Source organism: Chitinophaga filiformis (genome assembly GCF_021646545.1).
Classification (GTDB): Bacteria; Bacteroidota; Bacteroidia; order Chitinophagales; family Chitinophagaceae; genus Chitinophaga; species Chitinophaga filiformis_A.
Window position 1 is genome coordinate 681,774 of sequence record NZ_JAKIRP010000001.1, and the last position, 20,831, is coordinate 702,604.

The window sequence follows — 20,831 nt, forward strand, 5'->3', positions numbered from 1 at the left end:
TATCAGAAAAAGAGATGCTCATGAAGAACTACATAAAAAAAGCCGCACTTAGCATATTGATCGGTGGCAGCTTATTTGCTACCGGTTGTAACAAATTCCTGGAAGAAAAAGACCCTTCCAACCTGTCGCCAGATATCTATTATACCTTACCGGAACATGCGGATGCAGCGGTGTATGCAGCTTATGCACGCGCCCGTTTCATTGGTAGTGGTGCAGGTATCTTTTCGGCCAACTTCCAGATGCTGGATGCACCGACAGGTACTGCAGCAACAGCAACCGCTCAAAACTCTGACCTAAACAACCTCCTGGGGCTTGTATATGATGGAGATAACCTCCACGTCAGACAATTCTGGACTGGCGCCTATAGAGTAATTGCACAGGCCAACATGGCGCTTGATAAAATTCCCGGCATCCCAAATATGGATGAGGCAGCGAGAAAAAGAACAATGGGTGAAGCAGCATTCCTGCGTGCATGGTCTTACTTCTATGTTGTAAGACTTTGGGGTAATGTTCCTTTGATCACAAAGCCACAAACACCTACTTCTCCTGATTTCTATCCTGGCCGTACAAGCACGGATAGCGTATATGCGCAAATCGTTGCAGATCTGAAAATGGCTGAAGAATCCGGCTTGCCATGGATGGACGCTTCCGGCAGGGTAGGCCTCGCTGCCATCAAAACCGAACTGGCAAAAGTATATCTGACTATGGCCGGCTATCCGCTGGAAAAAGGTCTGGAATATTACAAGATGGCGGCCGCTAAAGCAAAAGAGGTTCTTGACTATGCAAAAACCAATACAGGCCAGATCAATCTGTTCGACGCTTATAGCCAGCTGCATGACGTAACGAACAACAATAAGGTAGAACACCTGTTTGAAGTACAGTACCTGGCAGATATCGAGGGCAACCCGATGCAATCACTAATGCTGCCAAACAACTCCCTGTCAAAGAATATCTCTGCCATGGGTAGCGGTGTAGGTAGTTCTATCCCTACTTCTTCTTTCTATGATTCATACAAGAAGTTTGAGCCTAAGGATAAACGTACAGATCAGCAGCAGTTTTTCTTTACTTACTATTTCGTAGACGGTAAAGGCGATACATTCCAGTTAGACAAACCTTACATCTACAAGCACTTCGATGTAGCAGCTCATGGTAAACCAGGCGCTCCCGGTACCGGTAGAAGTAACCTGAACATGCCTCAGATCCGCTTTGCAGAGACATTGCTGATCTACGCAGAAGCGCAGAACAAGGCAGACGGTACTCCAAATGCTGATGCATATGCTGCTTTGAACCGCGTACGTGAAAGGGCGGGGCTGGATCCTTTATCAGGGCTGACACAGGGCGCGTTTGAAGAGGCAGTATGGCGTGAGCGCTGGCATGAGTTCTGTTATGAAGGCATTACGTGGTTTGACATGGTGCGTCTGAGAAAAGTATACAACGAAGACACTAATGGCTTCGACAACTTTGAAGGACACATTAACCAAAACTCCGGTGCCGCACTACAGAAGAAACATCTGCTGTTCCCACTACCAATACAGGAAATGCGTAACAACATTAACCTGAGACCTCAGAATGACGGTTACGGTTCATAAGATCAGTTCCTTCCAATAAAAAGAGAGGGCTTCGTTTTTTTGAAACGAGGCCCTCTCTTTTTATTTACAATACATTAGTCCCAGATCTGATTGGATGCGGTGAGGATCACCGGTTGTCCATCTGTTACTATGATGGTATGTTCATGCTGCGCTACGAAGCTGCCATCATTGGTCACGAGCGTCCAGCCATCCCCCATATCATACGCGTAAGAGGCTCTGGTAGAAATGAACGTCTCAATGGCAACAACACTATTCTTCCGGAACCGGTTCTTGTTCATACGGTCGTAGTAATTCGGGATCTCTTTAGGCTCCTCATGCAGGCTTCTGCCCACGCCATGGCCCACCAGGTTCTTAATGACCCTGTAGCCCATTTTCTTTGCTGTCGATTCTATGAGTTGCCCTATGTCAGCAATCTTTACTCCGCCCCTGATCTCACCGATCGCTTTCTGCAATATCAGCTTTGAGGCATTCACCAGCGGATTATGATTATGAATATCGTTTCCCAATACAAACGAACCCCCGTTATCACCCCAATAGCCATTCAGTTCGGCTGAAACATCTATGTTCACCAGGTCTCCTTCCTGCAATATCTTATTGCCGGATGGAATACCGTGCGCTACTTCATTATTCAGGCTGATGCAGGTCCATCCGGGAAACCCATAGGTCAGTTTCGGCGCTGACTTTGCCCCCATTTCATTCAATAGCCTGCCGCCATATTCATCCAGCTCTTTTGCTGACATACCGGGACAGGCATATTCCCTCATCTTCCTTAATGTAATCCCTACGGCCTCACTCACAGCCTGCATCCCCGACAGGTCTGCATTCGATGTTATAGACATAATCTGATTATTTTGTGATATTATGTATAATGGCTGCGTGGATGTCTGCAATAGACTTCATCTTTCCATCTCCATCAAAACAGGTGATCCTGGTAACGGAAGGATCAGTATCTGCTAATATTTCATACTCCCGCTTTACCGCCAGCTGAAGGGAGAAGTCCTTCTCATGAATGTCGTCTTTCCCATTCAGGTACTTCCTTTCCTCGCCGGAACGACGCTGTGTCAAGGCCTGCTCGGTAAAAGAAAAAGGAACATCCAGGTAAATTGAAAGATCCGGCTGGGGAATACGGTTGTACTCATATTCAAACATGTTGATCCACTCACGCAGCTCTTTCTTCTCTTTTTCCGTTTGCAGCTTCGCACACTGGAATGCAATATTGGACAGTACATAGCGGTCTACCAGTACCACATATCCACTGGCCAGCCATTCATTGATATTGTGTGCAAATGCCTTTCTGTCTTCGGCAAATAACAGCGCCACCAATTGTGGGTGTACACTTTTTACGTCTCCGAACTCGCCCCGCAGGAACCTGGCAATCAGTTCTCCGAATACGCCTTCCTGTACGATCGGGAAATGTACAAAGCGTGTCTCTATACCCTGCTTATTAAAATATTCCGTCAGTAAAGCGATCTGGGTAGATTTTCCGGCCCCATCCAGTCCTTCAATGGCAATAAACCTGCTGTTATTCTGCATTAAAAATCAGTTAAAACTATCTGCAAAGATACCACTAATTCGCCGTCAGACCAGCAACTAGACTCCTGCAGTATATTTTTCGCGGGAGGCATAGATCCCCTGCATATGTGTCTCGGCCCATTCAGCCAGCGCCTCTAAATGTGGCACCAGGGAGTGCCCCCTTTCGGTAAGGCTATATTCTACTTTGGGAGGGATTTCCGCATATACTTTACGGATAACCAGCCCGTCGGCCTCCAGGATCTTCAGCGTGACGGTCAGCATCTTCTGGGAAATATCTCCGATCCCATGATGCAGCTGATTGAACCGCATTGTACCTTCTTTTCCGAGAACGAGAATGATCAGCATAGACCATTTGTCACCTAAACGGTCCAATACATTTCTTACAGCGCAGTTCCCCCCGCCGGAGGAACGATATTTTTCCAAAATATCCATCATTTTAAAACATTGATAATCAACAATAGTTACTCCCAGGTAACAACCATACTGCGCGGTGCCTTCTTGTCAGACATTTCCAGGCACCTTACTTTTGACTTACTAAAAGTAAGTAAAGGTAATTAAGTAACCAATACAGTAAATTAAAGGACAATGGGAAAAATATTAGTAACAGGAGTAACCGGCCACCTTGGTCGTATCGTATTAGACAAATTGCTCGGCAAAGTACCAGCTTCCAGCGTAAAGGTATTAGTACGTGATGAAGCAAAAGCAGGCCCTTTCAAACAACTGGGAGTAGAAGTGGCAATAGGTAGCTATGATGATAAAAGCTCGCTTGTAAACGCCTTCAAAGACGTTGACAAGCTGTATTTCATATCCGGCAATGATGTTGCTAAACGTGGCCCGCAGCATGAAAACGTTGTGGGTGCAGCGGTAGAAGCGAAAGTAGGTCATGTGGTATACACGAGTTTCCAGCGCAAGAATGAAACAAGCACATCTCCGATTTATTTTGTCGCCTCTACTCACCTGTTAACAGAAGATCTGTTAAAGTCATCCGGTTTGAAATATACCATCCTCAAACATGCTATATACACCGAGATGATACCAATTTTTGCAGGAGATAAAATATTTGAAACCGGGGTTATCTTCCAGCCGGCTGGTGATGGTAAATCTGCGTTAGTGCTGCGCAGCGACCTGGCAGAGGCAGCGGTAGCAGTACTGACAGGAGAGGGGCATGAGAACCGCAGCTACGAACTGACCGGACCTGAAGCAGTATCTTATGCGGATATAGCAGCAAAGATCTCTGCCATTACCGGTAAAAATGTTTCTTATGTATCACCAACTCCAGAGGTATTTGCAGCCGAGTTGGCAAAAGTAGGTGTACCATCAGAGTATATCGGGTTGTTTGCAGGATTTAGCGTGGCTACCAAAGAAGGGGAGTTTGCAAACGTCAGCACTGATCTGGAAAAACTGATCGGCAGAAAAGGAGGAAGTGTAGGAGAATACCTGCAGCAGGTGTACGGAGGGAAATAAATCATCTAATACAGCACACAGCGAACCATGAAGTAAGAAAGTACCTCGTTAAAAACCGGGGTACTTTCTTATTTTACAGATGCGGACACCTCGTAACATTCGAATCAAAACCGTGTTCATATTGAATGAAGCTGTCATATAAAAACAACAAGACTTCCGGGGAATGCAGGCTGACATTGGACGAGGAAGAATTCGACCGGTATTTTTATGGGAAAGACCGGAAAGACAAGCTGCTGACCATTGCCTGGAACAGGGGAGAAACCCAGGAAGCCTTGGTGGATGGCGTACAATATAACTTCCCTTCCAATACCATCCTCTGCCTGATGGTTAATCAGACCTTCCAGTTTGCCAATCCGAAGTGCATTGTTGCATGGCAGTTTAACCGGCCGTTCTATTGTATCGTGGACCATGATAAGGAGGTAAGTTGTGTGGGCTTTCTTTTTTATGGTTCCCGTGATATGATGTTTGTTAAACTCGATGAAGCCAAACAGTATAAAATTGATCTTCTGCTGAAAGTATTCCTGGACGAGTTCGAAACAGTCGACAACATTCAGCAGGACATGCTGCAGATGTTGCTCAAAAGGCTGATCATTATCATTACCCGTCTGGCGAAAGAGCAATTCCTGAATGAGGACGAGCTGCCAGCATCAAAACTGGACATTGTCCGCCAGTATAATCTGCTGGTAGAGAAAAACTACAAGGTCGAACATCGTGTAAAGTTTTATGCAGATCAGCTGAACCGCTCCCCCAAAACCCTCGCAAATCTATTTGCCTTATACAACGATAAGTCGCCGCTGACCATCATACAGGACAGGGTCCTCCTTGAGGCCAAACGTCTATTGCTCTACACCGACAAATCATCCAAGGAGATAGCTTATGAACTGGGCTTTGCAGATGCGGCACACTTCAGCGTTTTCTTCAAGAAACTCACCTCTTTTGCACCTTCCGATTTCCGCGGCAATAAGCCTTCCATCCTTACAGGCAACGACAGTTGTTAGATAACTGGCTGCTGTGCTATTCATTACGGCCGCCTACCTGTCTTATCATCGCGACAGGCTGCACAATGAAGGCTTTATACAGTTGCGCCATGCCGGTAATCAGCAGTACAATGCCCAATATCCAGTTCAGGAGCACGTGTTGTTCTACCAGGTAGTCTATCAGTAACCGGCCTGCCAGTGCATAAGCCGAAAACGCGAGGGCTGTTCCCATTCCTATGGCCATCACGTAAAAGTTATGTGCTACCCGGTTGTCACTCAGCAGATGTTTTGCTTTGAGCACTGCTGTCCAACCTATCCAGAACGGTATATGCAGGGGATTGATAATGCTTAGCAACACTCCCATTATAAACGGATGCAGTGTGGTAAAAGGTGTTTCGGCCTGGAACATCTGTTTTTGCCAGGCGGCGGTAAGGCTATTAAAGGCCAGTAGCAACAATACCGCTCCCGTGATCAGGTGAAAGAACCATAATATCCGTTTCAGTTTTTCCAGCTGTTTCACTGCCAGCAATGCAATACGCACCAGCAGCATCTCGATAATGATGGCCGCCACGCCAAACATGGCGGCCCCTGCCAGGTTACCAGCAAAGCTGAAATTGGCTACAGTCAGGTTCAGCGTACCCAATGGCAGTGACCCTGTAAAACTGATCCCCATTGCCCATCCTATCATCCTGCTATGCTGTTTCATAACTGTCTTACCCGCTTTAAGTGCCTTGTGTGCTGCTGTAACATTTTAATCCCTTCTGTAATATCCATTAAGGAGAGGCCTCTTCGTTCCGCATTCAGCCTGCTGATGCTGTACAGTATCTTCCAGTGCCGGCATATTTCTTTCCAGGCAAATAACAGTGAATGCCCGGGATCATAGATGTGCGTAGGTTCGCTGCCAGCACCGTTTAACTCTATAATAGAGAAATGCCTGCCCTCATTCAAATCGTCCCAACTTTTAAACTTAATATCCATACGGCCATAATAGAAGCCGGGAACCTGTTTACAAACAGCGTCTATCACATCAATTAGCTGCGCATTGATCCTGTTGCGCTGGTCAATGAACAGGGCGCCCCGGCTGTGGTTACCATACGGCACTACCACCTGACTGACTCCGGCGGGCAATACAATATTCAACGTAGCTCCCAGCGTCATACGCAGGGCAGGTAGCTGCAATAATGCCCGGTCCTGTTTTTCGAGCAACGCTGCGATGGTCAAGTGTCCATCACCGGTAACAGACAGGAACTCCTTCCCGACAATACCGGAAATATGTCCTTTCTTCTCTCCCGGCATACGATAATAGAAAATGCCTGCTTCCAGCTCATAATCAATATATTCCTGCACGATGAAATCTACTTTACTCAACCGGCAATATTCATCCAGGTCAGCCGGGGAATGCAGCAGTTTTACCTGCATACCCCGTTCTCCCATATCCGGTTTGGCGATTAACGGGAAGGTCATTGTCTCCTCCTTCAGCTGATCGATGATGATTTCCGGATCTGTACCGGAGTGGCATAATTGTGTTTTCGGATAATATTGCCGGGGGATCAGGGTATAGATCTCGCTTTTACGCTCCTGTGCAAAACCCGCGTTCCTGATACCCGGATTAGCGGCGCTGAAGAAAAACAAGGACCGGGCTTTTATACTTAGCCAGAGCCAGTAAACATATACGGGACCGTAAATAAGGTAAGCAGGCCAGTATTCCCAGTGGAAAATTCTTATCATCATTCTCCGGACAGATAGCCACCATTTGCGTGCACCAGTGTTCCGTATAGTTGTGGCAGTACTTTTCGGTAAGACAAATATCTTCTCTGTATCGTTTCCTGCCTGCAGATCTTTGTATCGCATCTCTAATTGGCCGGCTGCTATATACACCGATGTAATGCTGACAGTGCTGATCTTATCCTCCCGGTTCATGACCAGGTTATTTCTCACATCGCCCGTTCCCGCATACTGATGAAAACGAAGGACCTCTTCACTATTTACCTGGACATGCTGCTGATCGATCCAGTCGCTAAACCATTGTTCTCTTTCACGCGCTTCCAGCTCATCGTACAAAGTGACGGAAGACCAGATGTAGGCCTTCGCTGCATCGAGCAACAGGCGATGTTTTTTGATGCCATCCCAGCGGTGTTCCCAGAGATTTCCTCTCACAAAAAGGATCAGTGTAAAAGGCTCTATTCCTTCAAGGTCTGTTTCCTCGAACCGCCGTTCAGGGTCGTGAGCTGCTATTACATCCAGTAATATCAACCCACGACTCCTGCGGTACGGCGGTTGACGCAAGTGTTTTGTAAACGCTCCATTCAGCAGCACTACAGCGTCTCCATTGTCTTTCAGTGCAATCCAACTACCACCGGCATCCGGGTCTTTTGGAAAGAGCAATGTGTAGCCCTCGCCATAGACATATTCCGGACGCAATGCACGCCCTCTACGTGCATGCTCATCCCTGTTGGAAGTAAGGTAAACGCCTGTTGCTGTTGGTATAACGGTTACTGTACACATGCATTCCTGTGTTTTAGCGTAGAAATGGCTACCCCGAAGTCTTCGGGCAGCACAATGGTTGACACCGCATTTACTCCGATTCTCAGTAAGGCCATGTGATGGACGGTATGTTCCAGGTTATAGACCAGTTCACGGCTGTAATTTGTTTCTACGAATTCTCCTTCCTCACTATCACTGCTGTAATCAATGGCCAGGAGTAGTTTCCTGTTTTCTTTCTCCAGTGAGGACATGACCATTATCAAACTGTTAATGGCGCATGCTCTGCTGGTCTCTATGCTGTAATCTCTTTTTCTTTTGTCATAGTCGACGGTTCCGGTGCCATAGCCAGCGTTCAGCTCCTGAAAAAACTCAATGATATGCCTTGTATGCTGTCCGAGCGTAGCGTTGGAGAGTAGTTTTATCTGGCACACATACTGTTCATCCGTAAGGTGCTCCAGCAGGTCCTGCAATTGCATAAGCAAACCTGCCAGAGGAGCCGTCACCTGTGATACTGAGGTTGTCATAACACTGTAGATTTGGGCTTAAAAAGCAAATGAAGCACCTGCGCTCTGTACAGCCACGCCAGCACAGCGCTGCTCACAAATACCAGCAACGCATATGTGAACAGCAATCCACCATCATCCTGTACAACAATACCAAGTTTAGTGAGGTGGGAGAGGAGTGCCCCGGCCATTAATCCGGTAGCTAATACAGCCCCGAAGCCGGTTGTACGTGGATAAAGGATCAGGATGGATGCGATCAGTTCCAGGATGCCGATCCCTACGCGGCCCCAGGGTTCCATACCCAGTGTAGAAAAGATGTAAACAGATTCTGGCGCGGCAGTAAACTTGAAGAATAGTGTCTGCAACATAATAATCGTAGCCACCAGCCGCAATATCCAAAGAATGACAACTTTGATCATAGAACTATTTTTAGTCGTTGATGATTACTCTTTGTCTTTTATGTTTACCCACTCTTTGTCAGCCTTCTCAATAAATCCTTTTGTATCCTTTATCCAGTTTTCTCTAACCTTCGCATCGTAATTGAAATACAGCTTGTCGTCCACAATAGTCCAGGTATCTGTTTCGGTAGGTGCTTTATGTCCGTGAGCAGTACCGTAGGCGCAGTACCCACCATACTGTGGCGCATAATGTTCCGGGTTGGCCTTGAAGCTGTCGAGATTCTCTTTAGAAGAGAACAGCCATTGCGCATCTTTCCAGGTATATGACAGTTCCTCAGTACCCTTTACCGCTTTCTGCTCTCTGAAGAACGCAACAGGATCATATCCTTTAATGGCTTTGCCTTCCGGCGAAAAAATCTCTCTTTTTTGCGCATTGCTGCCACATGCTGCAAGAAATAATATGAAGGTGGCGATGAATAGATTCCTCATTTTGATATTTTTAGATTGATGTGGTTATTTGACAAATTTGGTCCAGTTCTTATCCGCGTTACTCTTTAAATGCACTTCGTCCTTGTTCCATTTTTCAAGCGTATTATTGAAGTACTTGTTATAAAAGACGTGGAGTTTACCGTCTACTATCTTGAATGTTTTGGGGTTGATCTCCACTTTCTCGCCGGTAGCGCCCATTGCATAGGCGCACCATCCGCCGTATAACGGTTCATATTTCTCAGGATTGGTTTTAAACGTCTTCCTGTGTTCTTCCGATGCAAAGCGGTATGTTACGCCATTATATACTGTGGCGATATCCTTATTGCCTTCAACGGCTTTATGATCGGTGAAGTAGGCCACAGGATCATATCCCTGCAGGGCTAACCCTGATTTGTCTACATTGTATTCTTTCCTGCGTACATCTGCTGTCTGTTGTGCTGAGGCGCCGGTTACAAATGCCAATGCCAGCACCAGTACAGTAATTACCTTTTTCATGATTGCTGTAGTTTTAAAGAATGTGTGTTTTGAATGAAGTGTTGTCTTCGGATAACAGATCTGTTTTCTGTTGCCTGACAACATTGTAAAACTACTGTGACCAGCGGCCCCGAAAAATGCCGGCACTTCCCGAAGACTTGTCTAAACTGCCCGAAGCTGGGTAAGGGATCACGTTTACATTTCCGGAGGAGCATCCGGTTGAACATTCATGGTGCGTGTCAGCATATTGGAGATCATATTTGCCCCGATACATAATATAACATCCACGAGGTGGGCATCGGTGTAGCCCACTGCTACAGCATGATCCACGATGCAGGCACACCCTGAAATATGCTTAACCCAGTTTGGGCATGGCTGGCGCTCATAAATTCAATCTGTGATCTGCTACAGCTATTCGGACCAACATGCAAACCTATCGGGTATGTGCTGTTGAAGCAATGCCATCACTTCCCGATGAGTTATCCAGATTTCCCGAAATGACAGGAGGGGATGTTTTAGTGCTCCCACTTTTTACCGTTTCGCTCCGGCTTCCTGTGAATGGATCACTGGCGGGGCATTGCAATAGCTGTCGTGCGGTGCCAGTGGTGGCAACCAAGGCATTCCTGCGGGGATCATTAGTGCTGTATGTATTTGAACTACGGCGGATGCATATCGTAGGAGGAGAGGAAACGTGGAGTTACAATCGCCAGAAGTCAGGGATCAGGTTGAACACCTGGTAGTAATCCTTTCTCCGGTTCGGGAAGTACGCAATCGGCTTGCGATGAGCTTACTGAAAGGTCTCCAAAAGGGTACTAAAAGGGTATCAAAAGGGTATTTATATATCCATTCGATATTGAAGTGATATCTAAATATCATTTTGTTGTCGATTATGGAAGCTTATCTGTACCTTAGAGAAGCGAAGCAATACACTTGTAATTAATAACCTCAAAAGACCTTTTTATGGCCATTGTTAAAGACAATATCCTCCTTCAATTTGTACGGGGTACCCTCGGCAAACAACTCACGATCTACGAACGGAATGGGCAGATCATTATGGCGACGAAACGCGGCCCTTCAAGGAAAAAGCCTACCCAAAAGCAGTTAGAAGCAAGGGAGAGGATGACCATTGCTTCGGCACGTGCGCAGCTAATGATGGCCGATCCGGAGGTGAAAGCCTATTATGCATCGCTGGCAGGGCCAGGACAAAATGCCTATAATATGGCAGTGAAGGATGCTTACCGCAGTCCCGAGATCCAAAGTATCAGGTTAGAAAAGGAGGAGGTGGTAGTGACTGCCAAAAATGAATTCCGTGTAGCGGAAGTGGAGGTAAAGGTAGTAGACGCTGATGGTGTTGTTACTGAGAGTGGGCGGGCAGTTTTGGGCTGGAACGGCGTTGATTGGCATTATAAAGTAACTGCGCTGCCAGCAGGCGGTAAAGTCATTGTGGAAGTGGAAAATTTGCCAGGGAGATATACGGTGAAGGAATTGCTGCTTACATAAAAAACGTCGTCACTGCTTACGAATTGCTTCTTTCTGATTGGAGAGTTTTGCCTGCATATCTGCAACATTCTCCAATTTGCCAGCCAACAAGAATTATTTTGATAGGTGTTGTTCCCTCCTTAAAAGCGGGTAGGCGTAGCCTTGCCCCCAGGGTTTTCAACTTTATCCCGGAAAAAGCAAAAATCTTTGAATCGGTTGAAACTATCCTGACAAAGGCTCAGGAAACTACAGAAAAGCTTCATCACCGATTGAACGGACAACGTACGATACCTCCAAAGATTTAATTAAATAGATGTCAGGTAATTGGTTAGGTAAGCATTAAAAAAGGCTTTCAGCCGATCAGCTGAAAGCCTTTTTATTTCGTGGTCCCACCAGGGCATGATCCTGGGACCCCCTGATTATGAGTCAGGTGCTCTAACCAACTGAGCTATAGGACCTGTTCTTTGCAGAACGAATATTTTGAAACTTTCTCGTGGGTTCCCTTTTTCAGGGAGGGCAAAATTAATTATTTTTTATTCAATTATCCAATCATTTCTGAATTTTTTGTTCCCGGCACATAAATTTGCACTTTCTCATTCAGCAGTTCATATAATGAAAGGTATTAAACACATCATCTTCGATCTGGGCGGGGTTATAATTAATCTTAATTACCAACTGACTTACAAGGCGTTTGAAGACCTCGGGGTAAAAGAGTTCACCAGTTTATACAACCAGTTTACGCTAACCACGGTGTTTAACGATTTGGAGACCGGCAAGATCGAACCGGAAGTATTTCTGAATGAGATGCAGCAACACACAGCGCCGGGCACCACGCACCAGCAGATCATTGATGCATGGAATGCGATGCTGCTGGACTTTCCGCTACGCAGGTTGCAGATATTACAGCAGTTAAGGCAGCATTATGGGCTATACCTGTTAAGCAATACGAATGCTATTCACCTGGATGCCTTTAATAAAATATTACAGGACAGCAGGGGAATACCTTCCCTGGCATCTTTTTTTGATAAAGCTTATTATTCTCACCTGATCGGGTTACGCAAGCCTGAGAAGGAGGCATATCAGTTTGTGCTGGATGAGAATGGCCTGGATCCCGCCGAGACATTATTTATAGATGACACACTTCCCAATGTTGAAGGCGCCAGGGTTGTTGGCATACAAACAATCCATCTCCTGCCGCCTAAGACGATAGCAGATATCTTCAGGTAACAGTGAAGACTATTTGATTTCTTCAAAATCCAGGTAATCTCCTTTGTCCGCGTTTTTAGGGGCGGAGCGCTGTTGCTGCGTCTGGGCAGCCTGTCTCTGGGCTTGTTCCTGTTGCTGGTATTGACGACGAAGATGCTCCTGGATATCTCCCATCTGTCTGCGTACATGTTTGGTTGACTGATATACAGGCACGATGAAGTCGAATACAAATTTGTACAGCAACCAGAACACAAATGCTAGAAATGCGTATTTCAGTATCATGTAACAAATGTAGCAGTTAATCTGCTTTCTGGGCAGAGAAAATTCGGCCTTTAGGTTTTCTTTAACAGCCGGAAAAGCAGATCAACCTGGTTATAAACCCAGCAGTGCCGCGCTTTGAAGAGCAGCCTTTTTGTTGTACTCCCAGGTCAGTTTACGGTAGTTGATTGCATCAACAATGGTACCGATCCAGCACAAACCTATTGTCAAAATATATAATATCCCCATGCCGATCTGGTTGATCAGGAAGCGGTGGATACCGGCCGGACCGATCAAACCGACGAGGCAGCAGATAAGAATGACCTGGGGATCTTTTCTCCGCCCTTGATAAATAGCCAGGAAACGCTGACGGGTTTCAATGGAATAGTCGCGGGTAAGTTCCTGCAGCCATAAAAGCTCTTCCTGTTCAATACCCGGTAAGCTGATAAAATCTGTCATGTATAGTGGTTTTTAAGTTCCGCAAAAGATTGCCATTGCAGTCTGGCGAGCTGGAAGGTCCGGTATGTTAATATCAATACAGCGAACGGGCCCAGGGGGTGATTTTTCAGGCAGGTGCGCCATTCTCCATGTAGCAAAAAGTGAATGGAATGTCCCAGGCCACATCCGGGGCACCAGGGTATTCCCATTCTTTTTAACATACAGCAACTGGCGTTGCTGGCCTGGTGTGGATCCATGAAAAATAAAAGCGATAGGGCCGCTGGCCATATCATCAACTCTATATTAACATGTTGTATGTATGCTTTAATTTGCATATTTCGTATTAGGGGCGCAGTTATTATTTTTTTTCGGAATCTGTGCGGACAGGGCGTTTTCTCTCGTGAAATTATTTCTTACAAGTTAAAGAAAATGTTCTTGGATCAAAATAAAATCCTAATTTTGCATAGGAAAATGATACTAACGAAGGGGACTGAGCGGTCCCCTTCTCGTTTTTTTATGGCAAATGAACAAGTAATAATAAACATCCGGGACCTGGCAACAGAAATGCTTGCTCCTTATCCGGAATACTTCGTAGTAGATGTGCGGATAAAGCCCACAAACAACATAAAACTCTTTGTAGACGGGGATAATGGCGTACCGGTAGATAAGCTGGTCGCATTTAACCGGAACCTGTACACCAGGCTTGAAGGTGCCAATTTGTTCCCAGACAACGATTTTTCCCTGGAAGTATCCTCTCCCGGACTAGATGAGCCGCTGAAACTTCACCGTCAATATGTTAAGAACATTGGTCGTAAAGTAGCTGTTACTTTATTGGATAACTCTGAAAAAGAGGGTACCCTGCTGGCCGTTTCGGAAGAAAAGGTGACGATTGAGGAGCTGATTGGCAAGAAAAAAGAGAAAAAAACAACTGAAATAAATTTAAGTGAAATAAAGCACACGAAGGTGTGCATCGTGTTTTAAAATATAATAATATAACCGAAACATGGCTAGTATTAACCTGATTGAGTCATTCACGGAGTTTAAGGAAGCGGAAAACATTGACCGCCCTACGTTGATGAAAGTGTTGGAAGACGTGTTCAAAACTCTTCTCCGTAAAAAGTATGGCTCTGATGAGAACTTTGACGTGATTGTAAATACTGAGAAAGGTGACCTGGAAATTTTACGCCGCCGTACCATTGTTGCAGATGGTGAGGTTGAAGATGATAATGCCCAGATTGCCTATTCGGAAGCCATTTTGGTTGAACCAGACTACCAGGTAGGGGAAGACCTTTACGAGGAAGTGGAGATCATGGATTTTGGCCGCAGGGCCATCCTGGCTGCAAAGCAGACCCTCTCCGCCCGTATTGGCGACCTTAAAAAGAACATTCTTGTAAAGAAATATGCCGACCGTGTAGGAGAAATTGTAACAGGTGAAGTCTACCAGGTATGGAAAAAAGAAGTTTTATTGCTTGATGATGAAAGGAATGAGTTAATTTTACCTAAATCTGAACAAATTCCTACCGATTATTTCAAGAAAGGGGAAAATGTAAGGGCAGTAGTGAAAAAAGTGGAGATGAAGAATAACGCTCCGCTTATCATTCTTTCCCGCACCCATCCGACCTTCCTGGCTAAATTGCTGGAAATTGAAGTTCCCGAGATCTTTGACGGCCTAATCGTAATCAAGAAAATAGTACGCGAACCTGGAGAAAGAGCTAAAGTGGCTGTTGAATCCTATGACGACCGCATTGACCCTGTCGGTGCCTGCGTAGGTATGAAGGGAAGTCGTATACATGGGATTGTACGCGAGTTGCGTAACGAAAACATAGATATCATCAACTATACCTCTAATATACAATTGTTGATCCAGCGTGCATTGACGCCCGCAAGGATCAGCCGTATGGAAGTGGATAATGATAATAAATATGCTTCTGTTTTCCTCAAAGCAGATCAGGTGTCCCTGGCAATCGGTAAAAAAGGTGTCAATATTAAACTGGCCTGCGAATTGACGGGTTATGAGATTGATGTCTTCCGTGATGAAGAACAGGAACAGGCTGAATATGACATTGACCTGGGAGAATTCTCCGATGAAATCGAAGAATGGGTACTGGATGAACTCAAACGTATTGGTTGTGACACTGCCCGCAGTGTACTTGACCTGACTGTTGAGGAGCTGGTACGTCGCTCAGATCTTGAAGAGGAAACTGTAAGCGAGGTAAGAAGAATACTACAGGAAGAATTTGATAAAGAGTAGGTTCACACCACAACTTCCCCGGGATGTGGGCTTGCTTGACAGAAAGTATTTTTTAGTTATTGTTAATTGTTAAAAAGGAGTCCCGTTAGCTAACGGGAAAAATGGGGAGGCCCGAGATTACAATATGCCTGAAGTAACAAACAACACGCCACGATTGCTGGCTGCAGCGAAGGAGTTCAATATTGGTAAGGAAACGTTGATCGATTTCCTTGCTAATAAGGGCTATGACATGGGGGGCTTTGGCTCACCCAACGCCCGTCTTACGTCCCAGATGTATGCAGCATTGCAGTCCGAGTTCCAGCAGGACAAGGCTAACAAACGCAAAAGCGATCAGATAGCCCTGCCTAAAGGAAGTGTGTTAGATGCAATGAAGAAGAAAGAGAAGGAAGAAGCAGAGGCAGCAGCCAAGAAGAAAGAAGCAACTCCTAAAGAGGAACCCACACCCGCGGTCGCAGTTGAAGCGCCTAAACCCGAACCAAAACCAGAACCAAGGCCGGAGCCTAAAGCAGAGCCTAAGCCCGAACCAAAACCGGAGCCTAAGCCTGAACCTAAACCCGAGCCAAGACCGGTACCGGTAGCGGAAGAAAAACCTGTTGTTAAAACAGAAGAGGCCCCTAAAGAACCCGTCGTAGCTCCTCAACAGCCTGTTGCTGAGAAAACGCCGCCTGTGCAGACACAACCGGAAACTCCGGAAGTTATAAAAACAGACGCACCCAGGATCAATGGTCCGAAAATCGTGGCCACTATCGACCTGGATGCCCTGAATAAACCAAAAAGACCTCCTGCGCCACCGGCATCAACTAAAAAGCCGGAACAGGAGGAGAAACCAGTTGTTGCAAAACAACCGGAACCTACCGCCAGCGAGAAGGACAGGCCAAAAGAACCTGTTCCGCAACCGCAGGCACAACAGCAACCCGTTGCACAGCAACAGCCTCCGGCAGAAGCAGCCAAACCTGCCCAGCCAGAAGCCAAACCGCAGCAACCCGTTCAGCCAGTACAAAACGTACAACCAGTACAAGAAGTAAAAACAACGGCACCTGCTGCTGAAAAACCTGCTGTCCCCGCTGTGGAAGAGAAACAAGCGCCGGCAGCCGAAAAACCGGCAGCTGCTCAGGAAAAAACAAAAGAACCGGCAGAAGCGAAAGAACAAACCGCACAGAAACCGGCCGCACAGCATATGGACGAAGTTGCAGCAGACATTGCATCAGACCAGGACGATAACGGAGGTACAGCCGTTATTGAAAATATACAGGCCGAAAAACTCACCGGTCCGAAAGTGATCGGAAAAATTGAGTTGCCTGTACATTCAGAAAGACGCGACAATAAGGGTAACAGTAATTTCAACCGCGGTGGCGGCGGCAATAACAACAACGCCGACAACAACCGCAAGCGGAAACGCATCATCGTTGAAAAGAAACCTGAACCTATTCAGCCAGGCGATCTTTCAAAAGGCGGTAACGCGGATAACCGTGGCCCTGGTAACCGTGGAGATTTCAACAGGGACAACCGTCCAGGTGGAAACCGCGACAATACCAACAGGCCTAGTGGTCCTAGCAGACCACACACCGCGCCTAACCGCGATGGCCGCCCCGGTGGACCAGGTGGTAACAGACCGGGTGGACAACAGCACGGCGGTGGTAACCGTCCAGGCGGTGGTCCCGGTGGTAACAGACCAGGCGGACAACAACATGGTGGCAACAGACCAGGTGGTAACTTTGGTAACCGCCCCGGTGGTCAGGGTAACTTCAACCGTGATCGTGACCGCGACAGGAAACCTGAAGAAAAAGAAATCGATAAGAACGAGATCCAGAATAAGATCAAGGAAACCATGGCCAAAATGACTGGTGGTGGTAACCGTGGTAAAAACACTAAAGCTAAACAACGCCGTGAGAAACGCCATGAGCTCGCAGAGCAGATGGCTAACCAGGGGGCTGAAAGCAATAAACTCCAGGTAACAGAGTTCGTATCTGTAAGTGAACTCGCCAACCTGATGGATGTAAGCTTTGCTGAAGTGATCTCAAAATGTATGGGACTGGGTATCATGGTGTCTATCAACCAGCGTCTGGACGCAGAGGTAATAGAACTGGTAGCAGGAGAGTTCGGTTACGAAGTGGAATTCATCGGAGTAGATGATGCGGATGAAATGGAGGAAGAAGAAATCACTGATAACGAGGAAGATCTGATCCCAAGAGCACCTATTGTGACTATCATGGGTCACGTAGACCACGGTAAGACTTCCTTGCTCGACTATATCCGTAACGCTAACGTAGTATCCGGCGAGGCAGGGGGTATCACCCAGCACATCGGTGCCTACCAGGTGGTAACGTCTTCCGGTAAAAAGCTCACCTTCCTGGATACCCCAGGTCACGAGGCCTTTACCGCGATGCGTGCACGTGGTGCTAAAGTAGCGGATATCGCCATCATCGTAATCGCTGCAGATGACGCCATCATGCCACAGACACGTGAAGCGATCTCCCACTCACAGGCTGCAGGCCTGCCAATGGTATTCGCTATCAACAAAGTGGATAAAGAAGGCGCTAATCCTGAAAAGATCAAAGAACAGCTGGCAGGTATGAACCTGTTGGTGGAAGACTGGGGTGGTAAATACCAAAGCCAGGAAATTTCTGCCAAGAGCGGTCTGAACATAGACGTCCTGCTGGAAAAAATACTCCTGGAAGCGGAATTACTCGAACTGAAAGCTAACCCGAACAGGGAAGCGTCCGGTAGTGTAATTGAAGCCTCCCTCGATAAAGGCCGCGGTTACGTAGCCACCGTGCTGGTACAGAGTGGTACCCTTCATCAGGGTGACACCATCGCTTCCGGTTCTCACTTTGGTAAGATCAAAGCGATGTTCAACGAACGTGGCCAGCGTGTTGACGCAGCAGGACCTTCCTCACCGGTACAGGTGCTGGGTCTGAATGGTGCTCCGCAGGCAGGTGAGAAGTTCCGCATGTTTGAAGATGAATCCGAAGCAAAAGAAGTGGCTAACCGCCGTGCACAGATCATCCGTGAACAAGGTATCCGTACCAAGAAACACATCACACTGGATGAGATCGGACGCCGTCTTGCACTGGGTAACTTCAAACAGCTCAACCTCATTATCAAGGGTGACTTTGATGGTTCTGTAGAAGCGCTGAGCGACTCCCTGCAGAAACTGTCTACCGAAGAGATCGTAGTGAGCGTGGTACACAAAGCAGTAGGTCAGATCACAGAATCCGACGTATTGCTGGCAACCGCATCCGACGCGATCATCGTAGGTTTCCAGGTGCGTCCTTCTTCTCAGGCATCCAAACTGGCAGAGAAAGAGAACATCGAGATCCGCACTTACTCCATCATTTACGATGCTATCGACGAACTGAAGAGCGCGATGGAAGGTATGCTGGAGCCGAAGATCGAGAAAAAGGTTGTCGCCAACGTAGAGATCCGCGAAACTTACCGTTTCGACAAGGTGACCGTAGCAGGTTGCTTCGTACTGGACGGAAAGATCACCCGCAACACCCGTGTAAACCTGGTGCGCGAAGGTATCGTAATCTACACCGGCGAACTGGCCTCTCTGAAACGCTACAAGGATGACGTGAAGGAAGTTGCCGCCAATATGGAGTGTGGTCTGAGTATCAGAAACTATAGCGACCTTAAAGTGGGCGATATAGTGGAAGGCTTCGAAGAAGTAGAAGTTAAGAGGACTTTATAATATCAGCATAAACTTTTGTTAAAAAGATAAGCCGCCCAATAGCGGCTTATTTTTTATTGGCTATTTTTGGATTTCACTGCACTTGTTAACATGAATAAAATTTTTGCACTTTCTGCGGGTACTTTACTTCTTTGTCAGGTAGCCGTAGCCCAGCAGAAAATGGTAGCTGATAAAATTGCAGCTATTGTGGGGGATAAAATCATTCTCAGATCAGACATTGAAGGAGAAATGGTGAATCTGCAGCGTTCTACTGTAGATGGTAGCCTTCCTCCCAATGCTCCCTGCATGATAATGGAGCAGATCATCGCTCAGAAAGTAATGGTGATGCAGGCTGAAAGAGACAGCTTGCCCGTGAGTGAACAAGATGTGGACGGTCAGATCGATAACCGTATCCGTTACTTCGAGGACCTGTACGGCAGCCGTGAGAAGATGAAAGAGGTAACAGGATATTCCATTTACCAGCTGCGTGAGCGTTTCCGTCAGCCTATCAAAGAAGGGCTGCTGGCAAAGGCAATGCAGGACAAGATCACAGGATCTGTGAAAGTGACCCCATCTGAGGTAAAGAAATATTTCGACGCTATTCCTAAAGATAGTCTCCAATTCTACGAATCTGAACTCGAGATCGGACAGATCGTAATACAGCCAAAAGCTACCAAGGAAATGGACCAGTATGCGATAGACCGCTTGCTGGAGTTCAAGAAACAGGTGCAGGACAAAACCAGTGACTTCGGACGTCTGGCAATACTTTACTCAGAAGATCCGGGCGCAAAGGAAAACAAGGGCGTGTATATCCTGAACAGAAATGACAAACAGTGGGACCCTGACTTCCTCGCGGCATCTTTCCGTCTGAAAGAAAACGAGATCTCCTCGCCAATAAAAAGCCAGTTCGGTTATCACCTGATCCAGTGTATCAAACGCCAGGGCGACAACATTACCGTACAGCACATCCTGCTGAAACCAAATGTGACCCGTAATGATCTGGCAGAAGCGACTAAAAAACTGGATAGCGTTCGTCTGCTCATCCTGAATGGAAAAATGACATTTGGAGAGGCAGTAGTTAAATATAGCGACCTGCCAATGTCGAAGTTTGACGGTGGTATGCTGCAGAACAGAATGAACGGTAGCACCCTGATCACCATCGACCAGCTGGACCAGCCGTCAGAAAGAGATATCGTGCTGCTGCTGGACACCCTGAAGCCAGGAGGCATCTCTAAACCAATGCCATATGTCGATGACCAGCCAGGTGGCCGTAATGGCATTCGCATTATTTATCTGAAAACACGCACCAACCCTCACCGGGAGAATATGACTGACGATTATGCCCGTATACAGCAGCGCACCCTCCAGCTGAAACAACAGGAGGCCCGCGATAAATGGCTGAGGGAAAAGATCCCGACATATTATATCCATGTGGAAGACGAGTTCAAACAGTGTAACCACATTGCCCAATGGATGGGAAGTATAGCAAAACAATAACACATATAATTCAATAGCAATCCCCGGCATAATATATGCCGGGGATTGTTGTTTCAGGGACAACCCGCATTTATCATTCAGCGTTGGGCGTTCCGCTTTTTACACGTAACTTTGCGCCTTC

The 20,831-nt window shown here is 46.7% G+C and carries 22 protein-coding genes and 1 tRNA gene; 10 read left to right on the forward strand and 13 right to left on the reverse strand.

Annotated features, from left to right (window positions below; genetic code table 11):
* The first annotated feature begins 20 nt into the window (after window positions 1-20).
* The gene (locus L3C95_RS02760; RefSeq protein WP_236384959.1) at window positions 21-1,589 is read left to right on the forward strand and encodes a RagB/SusD family nutrient uptake outer membrane protein; all 1,569 of its coding nucleotides are present in this window, start codon (window positions 21-23) and stop codon (window positions 1,587-1,589) included.
* A 74-nt stretch (window positions 1,590-1,663) separates the two neighbouring features.
* On the opposite strand, the gene map is transcribed toward L3C95_RS02760, so the two are convergent.
* From map to L3C95_RS02775, 3 genes are read right to left on the reverse strand one after another with little or no spacing between them, the layout of a single operon-like run.
* On the reverse strand, window positions 1,664-2,428 hold the full coding sequence (map, locus tag L3C95_RS02765; protein WP_236384960.1) for a type I methionyl aminopeptidase: 765 nt from the start codon (window positions 2,426-2,428) through the stop codon (window positions 1,664-1,666).
* A 7-nt stretch (window positions 2,429-2,435) separates the two neighbouring features.
* Window positions 2,436-3,122, reverse strand: coding sequence for a dTMP kinase (gene tmk / locus L3C95_RS02770; RefSeq protein ID WP_236384961.1), 687 nt, complete (start codon window positions 3,120-3,122; stop codon window positions 2,436-2,438).
* A 57-nt stretch (window positions 3,123-3,179) separates the two neighbouring features.
* Entirely contained in the window at window positions 3,180-3,557 is a 378-nt protein-coding gene (locus L3C95_RS02775; protein ID WP_236384962.1) for a winged helix-turn-helix transcriptional regulator, read from the reverse strand.
* A 150-nt stretch (window positions 3,558-3,707) separates the two neighbouring features.
* Between L3C95_RS02775 and L3C95_RS02780 the strand changes: the two genes are divergently transcribed.
* Window positions 3,708-4,586: an SDR family oxidoreductase gene (locus tag L3C95_RS02780; RefSeq protein WP_236384963.1), complete on the forward strand. Its 879-nt coding sequence runs from the start codon at window positions 3,708-3,710 to the stop codon at window positions 4,584-4,586.
* A gap of 125 nt (window positions 4,587-4,711) precedes the next feature.
* On the forward strand, window positions 4,712-5,584 hold the full coding sequence (locus L3C95_RS02785) for a helix-turn-helix domain-containing protein (RefSeq protein WP_236384964.1): 873 nt from the start codon (window positions 4,712-4,714) through the stop codon (window positions 5,582-5,584).
* 16 nt (window positions 5,585-5,600) lie between these two features.
* Here L3C95_RS02785 and L3C95_RS02790 read toward each other — a convergent pair whose 3' ends face one another.
* From L3C95_RS02790 to L3C95_RS02815, 6 genes are read right to left on the reverse strand one after another with little or no spacing between them, the layout of a single operon-like run.
* Window positions 5,601-6,269, reverse strand: a complete 669-nt coding sequence (locus L3C95_RS02790; protein ID WP_236384966.1) for a LysE family transporter — start codon at window positions 6,267-6,269, stop codon at window positions 5,601-5,603.
* A complete protein-coding gene (locus L3C95_RS02795; protein WP_236384968.1) occupies window positions 6,266-8,068 on the reverse strand; it encodes an NRDE family protein in 1,803 nt (600 codons plus the stop codon). The genes L3C95_RS02790 and L3C95_RS02795 overlap by 4 nt, the downstream gene beginning before the upstream one ends.
* The gene (locus L3C95_RS02800; RefSeq protein ID WP_236384970.1) at window positions 8,056-8,571 is read right to left on the reverse strand and encodes a DinB family protein; all 516 of its coding nucleotides are present in this window, start codon (window positions 8,569-8,571) and stop codon (window positions 8,056-8,058) included. Before L3C95_RS02800 ends, L3C95_RS02795 begins: the two co-directional genes overlap by 13 nt.
* Entirely contained in the window at window positions 8,568-8,969 is a 402-nt protein-coding gene (locus L3C95_RS02805; RefSeq protein WP_236384971.1) for a DoxX family protein, read from the reverse strand. The genes L3C95_RS02800 and L3C95_RS02805 overlap by 4 nt, the downstream gene beginning before the upstream one ends.
* Before the next feature lie 24 nt (window positions 8,970-8,993).
* Entirely contained in the window at window positions 8,994-9,437 is a 444-nt protein-coding gene (locus L3C95_RS02810; RefSeq protein ID WP_236384973.1) for a YHS domain-containing (seleno)protein, read from the reverse strand.
* A 24-nt stretch (window positions 9,438-9,461) separates the two neighbouring features.
* Window positions 9,462-9,932, reverse strand: a complete 471-nt coding sequence (locus L3C95_RS02815; RefSeq protein WP_236384975.1) for a YHS domain-containing (seleno)protein — start codon at window positions 9,930-9,932, stop codon at window positions 9,462-9,464.
* 404 nt (window positions 9,933-10,336) lie between these two features.
* Here L3C95_RS02815 and L3C95_RS02820 point away from each other — a divergent pair, with 404 nt between their 5' ends.
* Together L3C95_RS02820 and L3C95_RS02825 are read left to right on the forward strand one after the other, a co-directional pair.
* Window positions 10,337-10,651 (forward strand): hypothetical protein, encoded by a 315-nt coding sequence (locus L3C95_RS02820; RefSeq protein WP_236384977.1) that lies wholly within the window; start codon window positions 10,337-10,339, stop codon window positions 10,649-10,651.
* A 220-nt stretch (window positions 10,652-10,871) separates the two neighbouring features.
* On the forward strand, window positions 10,872-11,411 hold the full coding sequence (locus L3C95_RS02825) for a hypothetical protein (RefSeq protein ID WP_236384978.1): 540 nt from the start codon (window positions 10,872-10,874) through the stop codon (window positions 11,409-11,411).
* A 363-nt stretch (window positions 11,412-11,774) separates the two neighbouring features.
* Here L3C95_RS02825 and L3C95_RS02830 read toward each other — a convergent pair.
* Window positions 11,775-11,848 (reverse strand) — tRNA-Ile (locus L3C95_RS02830).
* A 154-nt stretch (window positions 11,849-12,002) separates the two neighbouring features.
* Between L3C95_RS02830 and L3C95_RS02835 the strand changes: the two genes are divergently transcribed.
* Window positions 12,003-12,617 (forward strand): HAD family hydrolase, encoded by a 615-nt coding sequence (locus L3C95_RS02835; RefSeq protein ID WP_236384979.1) that lies wholly within the window; start codon window positions 12,003-12,005, stop codon window positions 12,615-12,617.
* Window positions 12,618-12,626: 9 nt separating this feature from the next.
* Here L3C95_RS02835 and L3C95_RS02840 read toward each other — a convergent pair whose 3' ends face one another.
* The 3 genes from L3C95_RS02840 to L3C95_RS35190 all read right to left on the reverse strand — a co-directional run bounded on the left by L3C95_RS02840 (window position 12,627) and on the right by L3C95_RS35190 (window position 13,627).
* A complete protein-coding gene (locus L3C95_RS02840; protein WP_236384980.1) occupies window positions 12,627-12,878 on the reverse strand; it encodes a hypothetical protein in 252 nt (83 codons plus the stop codon).
* A 90-nt stretch (window positions 12,879-12,968) separates the two neighbouring features.
* Window positions 12,969-13,313 (reverse strand): NINE protein, encoded by a 345-nt coding sequence (locus L3C95_RS02845; RefSeq protein WP_236384981.1) that lies wholly within the window; start codon window positions 13,311-13,313, stop codon window positions 12,969-12,971.
* Entirely contained in the window at window positions 13,310-13,627 is a 318-nt protein-coding gene (locus L3C95_RS35190; RefSeq protein ID WP_410682405.1) for a DUF2752 domain-containing protein, read from the reverse strand. The genes L3C95_RS02845 and L3C95_RS35190 overlap by 4 nt, the downstream gene beginning before the upstream one ends.
* A gap of 181 nt (window positions 13,628-13,808) precedes the next feature.
* On the opposite strand from L3C95_RS35190, the gene rimP reads away from it, so the two are divergent.
* From rimP to L3C95_RS02865, 4 genes are all read left to right on the forward strand, one after another.
* On the forward strand, window positions 13,809-14,273 hold the full coding sequence (gene rimP / locus L3C95_RS02850) for a ribosome maturation factor RimP (protein ID WP_236384983.1): 465 nt from the start codon (window positions 13,809-13,811) through the stop codon (window positions 14,271-14,273).
* 22 nt (window positions 14,274-14,295) lie between these two features.
* Complete coding sequence (gene nusA / locus L3C95_RS02855; protein ID WP_199654287.1) at window positions 14,296-15,543, forward strand: transcription termination factor NusA; 1,248 nt, start codon at window positions 14,296-14,298, stop codon at window positions 15,541-15,543.
* A gap of 124 nt (window positions 15,544-15,667) precedes the next feature.
* Window positions 15,668-19,234 carry a translation initiation factor IF-2 gene (gene infB, locus L3C95_RS02860; RefSeq protein ID WP_236384988.1) on the forward strand — a complete coding sequence of 1,189 codons (3,567 nt, stop codon included), beginning with the start codon at window positions 15,668-15,670 and terminating at the stop codon, window positions 19,232-19,234.
* A gap of 90 nt (window positions 19,235-19,324) precedes the next feature.
* A complete protein-coding gene (locus L3C95_RS02865; RefSeq protein WP_236384990.1) occupies window positions 19,325-20,710 on the forward strand; it encodes a peptidylprolyl isomerase in 1,386 nt (461 codons plus the stop codon).
* The last annotated feature ends 121 nt before the right edge of the window (window positions 20,711-20,831 follow it).